The following is a 14,258-nucleotide window of genomic DNA, read 5'->3' on the forward strand; positions in this document are numbered from 1 at the left end:
TGGCCGTCACCGAACGATCTGGTATACCACGAGTAGACGCAGGCTTCGGAGCGCCGCATGACCCTTCTCTTCAGCCACGAGGCCGCCCTCGGGCACCGGACCCCGCATGGGCATCCCGAGCGGCCGGAGCGCATGCAGGCGGTCCAGGACGCGCTCGAGACGGAGGCTTTCGCGGCCCTCGACCGCCGGGCGCCGGAGCCCGCGAGCCTGGAGACCGTTGCGCTGGCCCATCCCGAGGAATGGGTCCGGGCCATGGTGGCGGCCGCCCCCGCCGAGGGACTGGTCCATGTCGATTCCGATACCGTGCTGTCGCCCGGCACCATCGACTGCGTGCTGCGCGGGGTCGGTGCCGCGGTCCAGGGCGTCGACGCGGTGATGACGGGCCAGGCCCGCAACGCCTTCTCGGCCATGCGCCCGCCGGGCCACCATGCCGAGCGCACCCGCGCCATGGGGTTCTGCCTGTTCAACAACGCGGCGATCGCGGCCCGTCATGCCAAGGTCACCTACGGGGTGGAGCGGGTGGCCATCGTCGACTGGGATGTGCACCACGGCAACGGGACCCAGGACATCTTCTGGGCCGATCCCGCCGTGCTGTTCTGCTCCACCCACCAGATGCCGCTCTATCCCGGCACCGGCGCGGTCTCGGAATCCGGCGACCACGACACCATCGTCAACGCCCCCCTCAAGCCGGGAGCGGACGGCGAGCGGTTCCGCGAGGCGTTCACGGCGCGCATCCTGCCCCGCCTGACGGATTTCCGGCCCGACCTCATCGTCATCTCGGCCGGTTTCGATGCCCATTGGCGCGACCCTCTCGCCAACCTGATGCTGGAAGCGGAAGATTTTGCCTGGGCGACCCGTGCGGTGATGACGATTGCGGAGCAGGCCTGCAATGGGCGCATCGTCTCCCTGCTGGAGGGCGGCTATGACCTGCGCGGCCTCGCCGAATCCACCGCCGCGCACGTGGCGGTCCTCATGGAGTCGTGACGGGGCTGGTTCCGACGACGCGCCGGCTCGGGCTTTCCGAGACGGGCGCCTGACCCACCTATGTGACAATGCTGAATGATCGTCGCTTGGCCCGCCTGACGGCCCGTGCCCTCCAGACCTCCCATGGGCGCCCGGGCCAGGACAGGCCGGGCCTGCGCAAGATCGTCAGCTGGAACCTGTTGCGGCGGGTCGGCGCCAACGTCGCCGGCATCGCCGCGCTGATCGAGCGCGAGCAGCCCGACCTCGTGCTGATGCAGGAGGCCACGAAGGAGATCGAGGGTCTGCGGGCCAAAGTCGGCGGCTATTATGCCTGGGCCCAGATGCCCGGGCGCATCCATGGCCTCGCGGTCTGGAGCCCGACGCCGTTCGTCACGGCCCCGAAGGCCATCGCGCTGCCCGCCGGGGCGATGTTCGACCGGGTCAGTCAGGTCATCGATCTCGGCGCCTTCGGCGTCGCCAACGTCCATCTCTCGCACGGGCAGGTGCTCAACCGCCGCCAGTTGCGCTGCATCGAGCAGAGCCTGCCGGAACGGGCCGCCGTCATCGGCGACTACAACCTCGTCGGGCCGACCCTGCTGCCGGGCTTCCGCGACGTCGGTCCACGCCTGCCGACGCACGCCATGGCGCGGGTCGTGCCCCTGCGGCTCGACCGCTGCCTCGTGCGCGGGCTGACCTGCCACGGCCGCAGCGTGCTGCCGCGCGGGGAATCGGATCACCGGCCGATCATCGTCCACCTGGCGCCGACCCAGGGGGCCACCCTGCGGGACCCGGCGGAGGCCGACAAGCCTACAGGTATGGCAGCAATAATCGGACACCTGCGTCGCGCAGCCGGACGGGGAGGTCGCGGCGGGACAGGTCCTCGAGCGTCAGCCGAACGCTCATCTTTTCTCGCATGAAGGCATCGAGGTGCCGGGCCAATCCCGGATCGTAGGCCTCGACGTTCAGCTCGAAGTTCAGGCGGAAGCTGCGGGTGTCCCAGTTGGCGCTGCCGATGAAGCACCAGACGTCGTCGATCACCAGGAGCTTGGCGTGGTCGAACGGCGGATCGTCGAGCCAGATCCGGACGTCGCTGCGCAGGAGCGGATCGACATGGGCCAGCGTCGCCCAGTCGACGACGGCGTGGTCGCTGTCCATCGGGATGATCACGTCCACGGCGAGGCCGCGCAGGGCCGCGAGGGAGAGCGCACTGACCAGCACCTCGCTCGGCAGGAAATAGGGCGTCATGAGGCGGATGCTGGTTCGGGCGCAGGTGATCGCCTCGAGCACCACCAGTTCGATCTTGCGCAGGTCCGCGTCCGGCCCCGAGGTGACGACCCGGGCCTGGGTCTCGCCGCAGGGGCCGAGGGGCGGAAACCAGAGCGGCCCCTCCAAGTCCTCGTCCATCACGAAGGCCCAGTCGCTGGCGAAAGCCGCCGTGAGCTGCGCCACGACTGGTCCCTCGATGCGGAAATGGACGTCGCGCACTGGCTCGGGCGGGTTCGTTGTCACGCGATTCTCGTCGGCGATATTGATCCCGCCCGTGAAGGCGAGCGCTCCGTCGACGATCAGCAGCTTCTTGTGGGTGCGCAGGTTGAGAAACGGCATCCGCCAGGGCAGCACGGAATGCATGAAGCGGCCAACCGGCACGCCGCGCCGTCGCAACCCGCCATAGATGGCGGCGAAGAAGTAGCCGCTGCCGATTCCATCCACCAGGACCCGCACCGCGACGCCCCGGTGATGGGCGTCCTCCAGCGCCGACAGGAAGGCGCGCCCGATCTCATCCTTGCGGAAGATGTAGCTCGAGAGCGCCACCGAGTGCTGCGCCTCGCCGATCGCCGCCAGCATTGCCGGATAGACCTGATCGCCGTTGCGCAGGGTCTCGATGCGGTTGCCGGCCTGGAGGGAGAGGGCGGTGATGCGCTGGACCGCCCGGTCGAGGGGGCGGAACCGCTCGGGGAGGGGCGGCCCTTCGGGCTCCTCCGCGCGGTCAGCCGGGTTGGGCCGCGACGGCTTGATGCGCAGCTTCTGCGCCCGGCGCGTGACCCGGTTGACGCCGAACAGGGCGTAGAGCGCGCTGCCGAACAGGGGCGCCAGCCACACCAGTCCGATCCAGCCGATGGCCGCGCCGACCTCGCGCTTGCGCAGGAGGATGTGGATGCTGATCAGGCCCGACAGGGTGGCGCCCGCAAGCCAGACGACCTCGGCGGGAATCGACGCCAGGGCGCCGATCCATGAGAGCAATGCCTGTTCCAACGCCGCTCCCGATCCTCGATCCAGCGGGGAGATACGCCAAGGTCGACCGCTGCGCCAATTCCCGGTGCGCGGAGGTCCGAGTGCGCGGAAGTCCGAGTGCGCGGGAGCATGACGAAACATCCAGAGCGCTCGGCCCGGTCGCGCCGGCTTGCGTCCGGTCGAAGCCAGGAAAGCCCTGCGGGTGCTCCAGATCGCGCCGTTGCTTGATCTTTGTGAAGGTAAACTGGTCTTCGATCTCGTAAATGGAGGCGAAGAGGATTTGGCGTAAAACTTGGCCAATATTCAGGGAGGGTGGCGGGGATGTCTCGCTTGTTCGAGGAGCGCGAGCGTGCGGCCGAGATGCGGTTCGTCCGCTCCGAGGAGGCGTGGTTCCTGGCGCATTGTCAGGGCGTGAAGTCGCTGGCGGCCTATGCCGCCGAACTGCTCGGCGTCGACCGGCTCAGCTCGGACGCCTACGCGGACGAGCTGATGGCCTCGGTTATCCAAGGGGCACGCAGCCAGGCCCTCGTGGAGCGGGTCCAGGCCGACCTGAGGGCGAACGGCGTCTCCGCCGAAATCGGAATCCTGGCCCAGCAGTTGTGCAGGCCACCCGGACCCGGAGCCCAGGCGCCTCGCCCGGATTGAACCGCGTTCCGGCCCGGACAGGCGTCGGTACGTGAGGGGGCTGGTGGCGCGGAGGTCCGGAGACAGGAGCGCCCATCCGGGAACGCGTGGCCACCAACGTCCAGACCCATGAACTTCCGGGTGTTTCGGCGGTTGCGTCACCGACGTCAACCGAAACGGACGAACCCATGCATTTCCGGACCCTGGTACACGCGGCGGCATGGGGCGTGTGCCTGTGCGGACCCGCTTTCGCCCAGACGCTGGCGCCCACCGGTGGCGCCGGCAATACGGGCGTGAGGCCGCCCTCGATGGCGCCCGGCGAAGTGCCCGACGCAACGGGTCCGGCCGGCCGCCCGGCTCAGGCGGTGCCCGGCAACCCCAGCCCGACCTCTGTCCCCGGCAGCACCCCGGGCGTCAACATCGGCGGGACACCGACCAGCGGCCCGCCCGGCACCGGCGGCACTTCGGGCGGTCCCTCGATCGGCAACCAGTAGGGGCCGGCTCGCGCGAGGGGGTCCGAGAGTCTGTCAGGTTCTTTCTGAACCAGCCAGACCCCCGAGGCTTTCGTTTTCGTATGTCTGGTCGGGAGAACCGGTTTCCACCGATCCGCGACAAACTCTAGCGCGAGGGGGTCGTCGCCAGGCGCCGGGCCGTGACGACCCCGAGGATGGCGATCACCAGGGCGCAGAGACCGAGGGACGCCCCTTGTCCCAGGCTCTGCAGGGCTCCTCCCAGGATCGCCACGCCCAGCGCCTGCCCGCAGAAGAACGAGAAGGCGTGCAGCGCGACCGCCGAGGCCCGGGCGGTCGGCGCCACCTCCGTCACCTGCACCTGAAAGGTGTTGTGGAGCATATAGAAGCCCAGACCCATGGCCACCAGAGCGGCGCAGTCGAGCTGCCAGGTGCCGGCGAGGCCGAGGGTGACGAGAGCCCCGGCGCAAATGAACCCACCGCCGATCAGCATTCGCGACATTCCGAGGAAGCGCAGGAGCAGGCCGACCGAGACCGAATAGAGTAGCCCCCCGGCGGCGAAGCCGGCGAGCGCCAGTCCGGCCTCGCGGGCGCCGCCCTCGCCGCGCGCTTCGATCAGCGGCGCGAGGTGGGGGAAGATCCCGAACACCGAGATCGCCTCGATGAAGACGGCCCCGAACAGGATGCGAGCCCGCGGATTGCCGAGGATGGTGCGGTAGCGCGCCACCGCCGTGCGGAATTCCGGACGCCGGGCCGCCGCGGCGTCCCTCCTGTCGAACCCGATCCAGGCCGCGCCGCAGCCCAGGGCCGCCACCGCGGAGGTGATGGCGAAGACCCCGGTCCAGCCGATCACCCCCTCGATCAGCCCCGCGAAGGTCGAGCCTGAGAGCTGCCCGAGGATGACAGCCACCAGAAAGCGGCCGATGGCGACCTGGCGGCGCTCGATCGGGATGCGGTCGCCCATCAGCGCCAGGGCGAGCGGGACGACACCCCCGGCACTGCCTCCCGCGATCATCCGCAGCACGAACAGGGTGTCGAGGTTGGTGGCGACGGCGCAACCGGCCAGCGCCAAGGTAAGAATGGCGAGACAGATCGCGATGATCCGCTCCTTGCCCAGAGCGTCGCCGACGGGGCCGAGGATGGGCTGGATCAGCGCGTAGGGCAGGGCGAAGGCGGTGGAGAGCAGCGCCACCGTATGGGGATCGCTTTGCAGGTCGCGCGCCAGCACGCCGACGAGCGGTTCGATGGAGCGGCCCGCGAAGGTGCTGGCGAAGCCCGCGAAGGCCAGGATCACGATCAAGCGCGTGGTCGAGAACTCGGCCGTCAGGTCCGATGTCTTTCGTGTGATGACGCTCGTCCTGCGAAGGCCGACGAGCCCGGTTTCGACTGGCCTTCGCCATACGTGGTGGAACTGGCCACGTCGATGCGAAGATCATCGCCGCTGGCCGGACGGGCCGTCCGGAGCGGAAGCATACCCACAGATTTCGTCGCAAGCCTCGAGATGTCCAGGTGCCAGGACCACGTACCCGGAATAGAATCCAGCGGAAAAGGCCGGCTCATCTTGCCGGGTCCGCGTTTCTCGACCGGACTGCAATGACACCACGCCCTGTCGGTTACGCAGGCGCTGGCGATCTGCCGCAAGCGGAGCGCGACCTGACGAGATCGATGACTGGCACGCCCGGTCACGCTGTCTCAGGGCGTGACGCTGTCTCAGGGCTTGGACGCCGTCTCCGTCGCGGTCAGGTCGATCTCGACGCCGACCTCCAGGGCGACCCACTGGCCCGAGGCCCAGGGACCCTGTCCGACGCCGAACTGCGTGCGTACGAGGTCGAGGTGCCCGACCGCCCGGGCGGTCGATCCCGCGCGGGTCAGCCGGAAGGGCAGGATCGCGTCGCGGCGGATGCCGCGGATCGTCAGGGTGCCGACGGCCTCGTAGGCATCACCTCCCTTGGCGACGAACCACGTCGCCTCGAAACGGGCCTGCGGCGTCGCCTTGGTGTCGAACCACTCCGCCTGAGGCAGGGCGGTGTCGCGCTGGGCGTCGCCGGTCTCGGCGCTCGCCAGATCGATGTCGACCACGGCGTGCCCGGCCTCCGGGGCCGCGGGATCGAAGTCGATCCGGGCGGTGAAACGCTTGAACCGCCCCTGGAACGGTACGCCGACCTGGACCCCCGAGAACCCGATCCGGCTCTTGGCCGCATCCACGGTCCAGGCGGCGGCCTCGGCGCCGGTGGGTCGCGCCAGGGAAGCGATAGCCAGGGACGCAAGAGCCAGGGCGGCGACGAGGGCAAGACGGACGGTGATCATGGCGACGATCCAGAGGGAGGCGAGGTTTGGGGCAGCATCCGCCGAAGGGTGTCGTCGCGCAGGACGAGGTGGTGGCGCAGGGCCGCGCCCACATGCAGCAGCAGGAGACCGATAAGGATCCAGGCCCCCCAGGCATGGACCTGCTTGAGCACCGCCTCCATGGCAGCCTTGTCGGCCAGCTCGGGCAGCACCGGGAGGTGCGGCCAGGGCAGGATTCCGTAGAGCACGGTCGGCAGGTTGAAGGGTGAGACCGAGACCACGGCCCAGCCGATCAGCGGCAGGCCGAGGAGGAGGCCGTAGAGCAGGGCGTGCGCCGCGTGGGCGCCGGCCCGCTCACGGGCCGGCAGCGTCGCGGGCAGCGGCGGCGGCCGATGGGTCAGGCGCCAGCCGAGCCGCAGCAGCGACAGGACCAGCACCGTGATTCCGACCGACTTGTGCCATTGATAGAGCTGGAACCGGCGCATCGGCGCCAGGTCCCCATGCGACATGACGAGACCGATCGCGATCAGCCCGAGCACCGCCAGCGCACTGAGCCAGTGCAGCGCGATGGCGACGCGGGTATAGCGCGGCCGGGGCGCAGTGCGGGCGGTCCCGATCATGACGCTCTCCGTGAGTCTAGTGGACGGCCGAGGCTTAGTCCTGGCGTTCGAAGGCGCCCGCGATGGTCAGGTGCAGGTCGTCGCCGATCAGTGGCACGTAGGTTTTCACGCCGAATTCCGAGCGCTTGAGCGTGCCGGTGGCCTCGAAGCCGACCGTGACCTTCTTGTTGAGCGGGTTAACGCCGGCGCCGATGAGCTTGACGTCGAGGGTGACGGGCTTCGTCACGCCGTGCAGGGTCAGGTTGCCGGCGACCTTGGCCTTGTCCTTGCCCTCGGGCGTCACCTTCGTGGAGACGAAGGTCATCTCGGGGAACTTCGCCCCGTCGAGCCACTGGTCGCCCTTCAGCTCGCCGGTCAGCTTATCGCTGGTCGTCGTCACCGAGGCGACCGGAATCTTGATCGACAACTTCGAGGCGCCGGGGTTCTTCGGCTGCAGATCCAGGGTGCCGGACACGTCCGAGAAGCTGCCCGAGTAGTTCGAGAAGCCCATATGCGAGACCGTCCAGCCGACCTGGGTGTGGCCGGGATCGACCGCGTAGGTGCCGGCCTGGATCTGGGCCGGGTCGCGGGTCGGCGGGGTCTGAGCCAGGGCGGGTGCCGAGAGCGCGAGGGTGAGGGCGATGAGCGACGAGGAGAGACGAATCACGTGGCGACTCCGAGATCGTGGGACACCGAGGGGTGCCGTTCGATGGAGCGCAGATAGGCCGCTTCCCCGCGGTGCGATAGCGCGCTAATCGGGGACACATGGTTGCGCATCTGGAAACCTTCGCTGGAAACCTCGACGACGTGCGTGCGTTCTGCGCGGTGGTCGATCTCGGCAGCATGACCCAGGCCGGCGTGGTCCTGCGCGAGACCAAGGGCAGCGTCAGCCGGCGCGTGGCCCGCCTCGAATCGGTGCTGAAGGTGACTCTGCTGGCCCGCACGCCCCGGGCGGTCTCGCCCACCGCCGAAGGGCTCGCCTTCCATGCCCGGGCGTTGGAGAGCCTCGCCCTCCTCGACGAGGCCCTGCAGACGGCCCGGGGCGCCCGCACGCAGCCCAGCGGTCACCTGCGGGTGACGGCCTCGATCGATTTCGGGGTCGAAGTGCTGCCGGACCTCGTGGCGAGCTTTCGGGCGCTCCACCCGCAGATCACCCTCGAACTTCTCATCACCGACAGCCGCCTCGACCTTGCGGCCAACCGGGTCGACCTGGCGCTCCGTCTCGGCGGTGGCGACCATCCCGACAGCGGCTACACCGCCCCGATCCTCGCCGATCTGACCATCGGTCTCTACGCGGCACCCGCCTATCTGGCGCAACGCCCGGCCCCGGTCGAGATCGCCGCGTTGTCGGCGCACGATGTGGTACTGGCCCGCGAGCGCCTCGGGGCCACCCAGATCCTCGTCTCCGACGGCGATGGCCGGGAGCAGGGCGTCACCCTGCGCCCGGCCGTACGGGCGACGGATTTCGCCACGGTGCTGCGCCTTACCCTGGCGGGAGCCGGGATCGGCCACATCCCCAGCCTCGTCGCCGCCAAGTCCCTGGTCCGGGGCGACCTCGTGCGCGTCCTGCCCGCCTGGGCCAGCCGGGGCGGAACCCTGCGGGCCGTCACCCTCGCGGGGCGGGAGCTTCCCGCGCGGGTGCGGCTGTTCCGCGAGCATGTCCGCGCGGAGATGGCCCGGCAGGCCGCGATCTGCGGCATGGCCGGGCATGATCGTCCCACGCGGGTGCGCGCCTCGGTGGCGACGGATCATGCGCATTCAGGCAGAGTGTGAAGGCGCGGGGCGAACGCCGCGCGGCAGCGTTCCGGCGACGAGCGGTCCGGCGGGATCTCGGCATGGTGCAAGACGAGGACGAGGGTGAGGATTGGCGCTCGGTGAGCACCCGGGCGCTCAATCCGGACGAACTGACGCAGGCGCGCCAGCGCGCGCACGAGCCCGGCCGCGGGCGCCGCGCGACCGATCCCGCCGACATCCCCCGGGCCGGGTGGCGGGACATCCTGTGGCGGGTGGTCTGGGCGATACCGCAGGACCGGGTGCTGACCACGGCGGGGGGCGTCGCGTTCTTCGCCCTGCTCGCCGTCTTCCCAGGCCTCGTCGCCGTGGTCTCGATCTACGGGCTGTTCTCGGACCCCAACGTCATCAGCCAGCATGTCAGCCTCCTGGCGGATATCCTGCCCCCTGGTGCCCTCCAGCTCCTGTCGGATCAGCTCGTACGGATCGCCCAGCGTGGCACAGGCTCCCTCGGCACCACATCCGGCATCAGCCTGCTGATCGCCATGTGGAGCGCCAATTCCGGGGTCAGCGCGCTCTTCGATGCCTTGAACGTGATCTACAAGGAGCGCGAGAAGCGCACTCTGGTCCGCTTCTACGCCACCACCTTCCTGTTCACGATCACCAGCGTGGTGTTCTTCCTCGTCTCCACCAGCGCGGTCGTGCTGCTCCCCGCGATCCTCGATCGCCTCGGCGTCGTCACCGCCACCGACACGATCCTGCAAATCGTGCGCTGGCCGGTTCTCCTCGCCATCGTGAGCCTCAGCCTGTCGCTGATCTACCGCTACGGCCCGAGCCGGAACCGGGCGAAGTGGCGCTGGGTGACTTGGGGCGGTACCCTGGCGGCGCTGCTCTGGGTCTCGGCCTCCGGGCTCTTCTCCTGGTACGTGGCGAGCTTCGACAGCTACAACCGCATCTACGGCTCGCTCGGCGCCGGCATCGGCTTCATGACCTGGATGTGGCTGTCGATCGTGATCATGCTGGTGGGGGCCGAGATCAACTCGGAGATGGAGCGCCAGACCGGGTGCGACAGCACCGAGGGACGCCCGAAGCCGCTGGGCGTCCGGCAGGCCTATGCCGCCGACAGCGTGGGGCCGAGCCAGGCGTGAGGGCGGACCCGGCTCCGGTTCCGACATATGGGGAACAGCGCCACGGCCATCCGGGTTTTTCGATCCACAGCGTCGCGTGGGGCGCACGGACTGCGTCTGGCGAAGGGAGTGGCGGATGGCCGGCGAGACGCCCGACGGCGACAGCATACGGGCCGCAGATGCGGATCATCCCGCACCGGGAGGAGCCGCCGGGGCCGCCGGGGGAACGCCATGACGGGCGGCCGACATTGAGCGGCGCCCCGGCGAGCGGCGCCCCGGCTTTCCCGCGCCGCGACCTCGACCGCCTGATTGCCCTGGGACGGCAGAGGGGCGAACTCACGCCGGCCGACCTGCAGGCGGCCCTGCCGATCCAGAGTATGAGCGCGGAGGCGATCGCGCAGGTCGTCCTGGACCTCGATGCCGCCGGCATCGCGGTGGAATTGGAGGATCTGGTTCCAGGGCTCGCCCATCCGGGTGGAATCGCGCCGGTGCCGCTCGCGCCCGCCCTCGGTCCCGCGAGTCCGGCCGTGCCCGCCTCCTCGCCGCGCGTATCCGGCGCCAAGCCACGGCAGGAGGCCCCGTCAGCCTCCAGCGAGGGACAGGCCGAGGCCGATCCGCCCGTCAGAGAGGGCCGAGTCGGGCGCGCGGTGCTCGTGGCGGGCCTGATCGTGCTGGCCCTGCTGATCGCAGTCCTGATGCTGCTCGGGCGATGAGCTTGGGCCTGGAATACCCGAACCTCGGTCCCGCCCCGGCGTTGGCCCAGGATGGCCCCGACAGAACGCGCACGCGGGAGATCGACATGGACATCCAGGGCACCATCGCGGAGGCGATCATCGCCGAGCTGCAGCGTCAGGCCGAGATCGGCGAGCCCGGGCTGACGCTTGATGCCAGCGAGCCGGGGTATCTCACGGTCGACGGGCGGATCGATCTCGACGCCCTCATCATGGTGATCGAGGGCGCGCTGGCCGGAGGGCCGTGAGTGCCGGCCGAACCGTCGTCCGGGACGCCGCGTCGGCCTCCTTCGCTATCACCCGGTTCCTCATCACCCCTTTTCGCCATCGTCCCTTTGGCTAAGGAAACATCGCCGTTGAAAGCCGAGATCCTCAGCCTGCGCACCCTCCATGACGGTTGGAGCCGCTACACGCTGGCCCGGGTTCGCCTCGCCGACGGCAGCGAGGCCGAGCGGGAAATCGAGGACCACGGCAATTCCGTCGGCGTGCTGCCCTACAATCCCGAGCGCCGGGTCGCGACGCTGGTGCGCGAGCTGCGCGTTCCCGCCCTGTACGCCAACGGGGAGCAGAGCCAGCTCGAAGCACCGGCCGGGCTGATCGACGACGGCACGCCCGAGGAGAACGCCCGGCGCGAGGTGCTGGAAGAAGCGGGCCTTCGCCTCGGTGACCTGGACTTCGTCGGCGCCACCTATTCCTGCGGCGGCATCTCGACGGAGCGCATCCACCTGTTCCTGGCGGCCTATGCCGAGGCCGACCGCGTGGCCGGCGGAGGTGGCGCAGAGGGCGAGCACGAGAACATCCGCGTCGTCGAGATGCCTTTGGCCGACCTCGCCCGCATGGCGGAGCGCTGTGAGCTGACAGACCTCAAGACCCTGACCCTGGTGCTGGCCCTGCGGGTCCGCAGGCCGGACCTGTTCGCCGGGTAATCGGCGAACTGGTGGGCGATGGTGTCGGCGAAGGGGTCAGACCGCGTCGCCGATCACGCCGGCCTCGTCCTGGGCCTGGAGCACGTCGGGACGCGGCATCGAGATGATGTTGTAGCCGGAATCGACGAAATGGATCTCGCCGGTGACGCCCCCCGACAGCTCCGAGAGCAGGTACATGGCCGAGCCGCCGACCTCTTCCTGGGTCACGGTCCGGCGGAGGGGCGCATGGGCCTTCTGGTGGTTGAACATCAGGCGCGCGTCGGCGATGCCCGCGCCGGCCAGGGTCCGCATCGGTCCGGCCGAGAGGGCGTTGACCCGGATGCCGTCGGGGCCGAGATCGCCCGCGAGATAGCGTACCGACGCTTCGAGGGCCGCCTTGGCCACGCCCATCACGTTGTAGTTCGGCATGATCCGGGTGGAGCCGCCATAGGTCAGGGTGAGCAGCGATCCGCCCCGCGGCATCCGCTTGGCCGCGCGCTGCGCGATCTCCGTGAAGGAGAAGCACGAGATCGTCATCGTGCGGGAAAAGTTCTCGCGGGTGGTGACGTCGACGTAGCGGCCCTTGAGCTGGCCCTTGTCGGAGAATCCGATCGCGTGGACCACGAAGTCGAGCCCGTCCGGAAAGCGCGCATCGAGGGCCGTGAACAGCGTATCGACGCTGGCGACGTCCTCGACGTCGCAGGGCAGCACGATGTCCGAGCCGACCGAGGCGGCCAGCGGCGTCACCCGGCGGCCCAGCGCGTCGCCCTGATAGGTGAAGGCCAGTTCGGCGCCGTGCCGGTGCAGAACCTTGGCGATGCCCCAGGCGATCGAGTGATCGTTGGCGACCCCCATGATGAGGCCGCGCTTTCCCGCCATCAAACCTGTCATGCACTTCCCCCGGACGCAGAACGCGGGCCGCCTGAGGACCCATCACCGTTGGGGGAGGCTTAGCGCGGCGCTCGTGGCCCTGTCCAATCCCGGGCCGGTCTGCATAGGCCCGAAAACGCACAGACCCCGTCGCGGTGAGGTCGCGTCGGGGTCTGTCGAGAACGATCGGTTGCCGCGTCGCGAGGGCGCGGCCTTCAGAAGTGGCCGTTGGTGTCGCAGTTGGCGCGGTCGATCATGACCTGCTTGATGTAGACGGCGGTGGTCCCGGCAAGAGCGATGCCGCCGACCGTCCCGAGGGCGAACCACAACATGGCGGAGCCTTCCAGAATTCCTTCAGAAACAAGGAACGGCGGAAGACTGTTTTGGGTTCCCCGGAGCCGTGAACGAACCGTTAAGCTGCGGCCACACCACTGCGCCTGCGCTCCGGATCACGCGGGTCAGGCGTCGACGTGCTTGAGCACCAGCGTCGCGTTGGTGCCGCCGAAGCCGAAGGAGTTCGACAGGACGTGGCCGAGCTTGGCCCCGTCCCGGCGCTGGCGCAGGATCGGCATGTCGGCGAAGGCCGGGTCGATCTCGTCGATATGGGCACTCTCGCAGATGAAGTCGTTGTTCATCATCAAGAGCGCGTAGATCGCCTCCTGCACGCCGGTCGCGCCGAGGGAGTGGCCGGTGAGCGACTTGGTGGCGGCGATCGGCGGACAGGCGTCGCCGCGTCCGAAGACCTCGCGGATGGCGTCGATTTCCTTTGCATCGCCCACCGGCGTCGCGGTGGCGTGCGGGTTGATGTAGTCGATCTTGGCGCCCTTCAGACCCTCGATCGCCTGGCGCATGCAGCGCACCGCGCCCTCGCCGGAAGGGGCGACCATGTCGTACCCGTCCGAGGTCGCGCCGTAGCCGGCGATCTCGCCGTAGATGGTCGCGCCGCGCGCCTTGGCGTGCTCGTATTCCTCGAGCACCAGCACGCCGGCGCCGCCCGCGATGACGAAGCCGTCGCGATTGGCGTCATAGGCGCGGGAGGCCCGGGCCGGGGTGTCGTTGTACTTCGACGACATGGCGCCCATGGCGTCGAACAGCACCGAGAGGGTCCAGTCGAGATCCTCGCAGCCGCCCGCGAAGATGATGTCCTGGCGCCCGCCCTGGATGACCTCTGCGGCATTGCCAATGCAGTGGTTCGACGTCGCGCAGGCCGAGGAGATCGAGTAGTTCACACCCTTGATCTTGAACCACGTCGCCAGTGTCGCCGAGGCGGTCGAGGACATGGCCTTGGGCACCGCGAAGGGGCCGACGCGCTTCGGACCCTTGTCCAGCGCGATGGCGGCGGATTCGACGATGACCTTCGTGGAGGGGCCGCCGGAGCCCATGATGATGCCGGTGCGATCGTTCGAAACGTCGCTCGCCTCGAGGCCGGCGTTCCGGATCGCCTGGTCCATGGCGACGTGGTTCCAGGCGGTGCCGCCGCCGTGGAAGCGCATGGCACGCCGATCGACGACGCCCTCGGGATCGAGGGTCGGGCGACCCTCGACCTGACTGCGGAAGCCGTGCTCCGCGTAGGAGGCCGAGCGCCCGATGCCGGACTTCGCCTCGCGCAGGGAGGCGAGGACTTCCTCGGTGTTGTTGCCGATGGATGAGACGATGCCCATCCCGGTGATCACGACACGCCGCATGGACACGATGCTCTCCGCCGCCGGGGCTTGTTCTT

At 69.4% G+C, this 14,258-nt stretch carries 16 protein-coding genes; 9 read left to right on the forward strand and 7 right to left on the reverse strand.

Features of this window, described 5'->3' with window-relative positions; genetic code table 11:
* Positions 1–57: 57 nt before the first annotated feature.
* Positions 58–984, forward strand: coding sequence for a histone deacetylase family protein (locus ASF57_RS11580; RefSeq protein WP_056483429.1), 927 nt, complete (start codon positions 58–60; stop codon positions 982–984).
* A gap of 95 nt (positions 985–1,079) precedes the next feature.
* A complete protein-coding gene (locus ASF57_RS11585) occupies positions 1,080–1,880 on the forward strand; it encodes an endonuclease/exonuclease/phosphatase family protein (protein ID WP_244476938.1) in 801 nt (266 codons plus the stop codon).
* On the opposite strand, the gene ASF57_RS11590 is transcribed toward ASF57_RS11585, so the two are convergent.
* Positions 1,771–3,216 (reverse strand): phospholipase D-like domain-containing protein, encoded by a 1,446-nt coding sequence (locus ASF57_RS11590; RefSeq protein ID WP_056483436.1) that lies wholly within the window; start codon positions 3,214–3,216, stop codon positions 1,771–1,773. The two genes, ASF57_RS11585 and ASF57_RS11590, sit on opposite strands and share 110 nt — an antisense overlap.
* Positions 3,217–3,516: 300 nt before the next feature.
* Between ASF57_RS11590 and ASF57_RS11595 the strand changes: the two genes are divergently transcribed.
* Together ASF57_RS11595 and ASF57_RS11600 are read left to right on the forward strand one after the other, a co-directional pair.
* On the forward strand, positions 3,517–3,840 hold the full coding sequence (locus ASF57_RS11595; RefSeq protein ID WP_082503952.1) for an ATPase inhibitor subunit zeta: 324 nt from the start codon (positions 3,517–3,519) through the stop codon (positions 3,838–3,840).
* Positions 3,841–4,007: 167 nt separating this feature from the next.
* Positions 4,008–4,313: a hypothetical protein gene (locus ASF57_RS11600; protein ID WP_056178469.1), complete on the forward strand. Its 306-nt coding sequence runs from the start codon at positions 4,008–4,010 to the stop codon at positions 4,311–4,313.
* A 124-nt stretch (positions 4,314–4,437) separates the two neighbouring features.
* On the opposite strand, the gene ASF57_RS11605 is transcribed toward ASF57_RS11600, so the two are convergent.
* The 4 genes from ASF57_RS11605 to ASF57_RS11620 all read right to left on the reverse strand — a co-directional run bounded on the left by ASF57_RS11605 (position 4,438) and on the right by ASF57_RS11620 (position 7,841).
* The gene (locus ASF57_RS11605; protein ID WP_056483443.1) at positions 4,438–5,616 is read right to left on the reverse strand and encodes an MFS transporter; all 1,179 of its coding nucleotides are present in this window, start codon (positions 5,614–5,616) and stop codon (positions 4,438–4,440) included.
* A gap of 383 nt (positions 5,617–5,999) precedes the next feature.
* A complete protein-coding gene (locus ASF57_RS11610) occupies positions 6,000–6,596 on the reverse strand; it encodes a YceI family protein (protein ID WP_056483446.1) in 597 nt (198 codons plus the stop codon).
* Positions 6,593–7,195, reverse strand: coding sequence for a cytochrome b (locus ASF57_RS11615; protein ID WP_056483449.1), 603 nt, complete (start codon positions 7,193–7,195; stop codon positions 6,593–6,595). Before ASF57_RS11615 ends, ASF57_RS11610 begins: the two co-directional genes overlap by 4 nt.
* A 34-nt stretch (positions 7,196–7,229) precedes the next feature.
* Positions 7,230–7,841, reverse strand: coding sequence for a YceI family protein (locus tag ASF57_RS11620; RefSeq protein WP_200935855.1), 612 nt, complete (start codon positions 7,839–7,841; stop codon positions 7,230–7,232).
* A 98-nt stretch (positions 7,842–7,939) separates the two neighbouring features.
* Between ASF57_RS11620 and ASF57_RS11625 the strand changes: the two genes are divergently transcribed.
* The 5 genes from ASF57_RS11625 to ASF57_RS11645 all read left to right on the forward strand — a co-directional run bounded on the left by ASF57_RS11625 (position 7,940) and on the right by ASF57_RS11645 (position 11,689).
* On the forward strand, positions 7,940–8,947 hold the full coding sequence (locus tag ASF57_RS11625; protein ID WP_082503891.1) for a LysR family transcriptional regulator: 1,008 nt from the start codon (positions 7,940–7,942) through the stop codon (positions 8,945–8,947).
* A gap of 62 nt (positions 8,948–9,009) precedes the next feature.
* Positions 9,010–10,053: a YihY/virulence factor BrkB family protein gene (locus ASF57_RS11630; protein ID WP_056483452.1), complete on the forward strand. Its 1,044-nt coding sequence runs from the start codon at positions 9,010–9,012 to the stop codon at positions 10,051–10,053.
* Between the two features lie 158 nt (positions 10,054–10,211).
* Positions 10,212–10,745, forward strand: a complete 534-nt coding sequence (locus ASF57_RS11635; RefSeq protein ID WP_082503892.1) for an RNA polymerase sigma factor region1.1 domain-containing protein — start codon at positions 10,212–10,214, stop codon at positions 10,743–10,745.
* Positions 10,742–11,011 carry a hypothetical protein gene (locus tag ASF57_RS11640; RefSeq protein WP_244476914.1) on the forward strand — a complete coding sequence of 90 codons (270 nt, stop codon included), beginning with the start codon at positions 10,742–10,744 and terminating at the stop codon, positions 11,009–11,011. Before ASF57_RS11635 ends, ASF57_RS11640 begins: the two co-directional genes overlap by 4 nt.
* Before the next feature lie 108 nt (positions 11,012–11,119).
* Entirely contained in the window at positions 11,120–11,689 is a 570-nt protein-coding gene (locus ASF57_RS11645; RefSeq protein ID WP_056178488.1) for an NUDIX hydrolase, read from the forward strand.
* Between the two features lie 36 nt (positions 11,690–11,725).
* Here the strand turns inward: ASF57_RS11645 and fabI are convergent, their stop codons facing one another.
* Entirely contained in the window at positions 11,726–12,559 is an 834-nt protein-coding gene (fabI, locus tag ASF57_RS11650; protein WP_056178491.1) for an enoyl-ACP reductase FabI, read from the reverse strand.
* 437 nt (positions 12,560–12,996) lie between these two features.
* Positions 12,997–14,223, reverse strand: a complete 1,227-nt coding sequence (gene fabB / locus ASF57_RS11655; protein WP_056483458.1) for a beta-ketoacyl-ACP synthase I — start codon at positions 14,221–14,223, stop codon at positions 12,997–12,999.
* Between the last annotated feature and the right edge of the window lie 35 nt (positions 14,224–14,258).

It is taken from the genome of Methylobacterium sp. Leaf117, from assembly GCF_001422985.1.
In the GTDB taxonomy this organism is placed as follows: domain Bacteria; phylum Pseudomonadota; class Alphaproteobacteria; order Rhizobiales; family Beijerinckiaceae; genus Methylobacterium.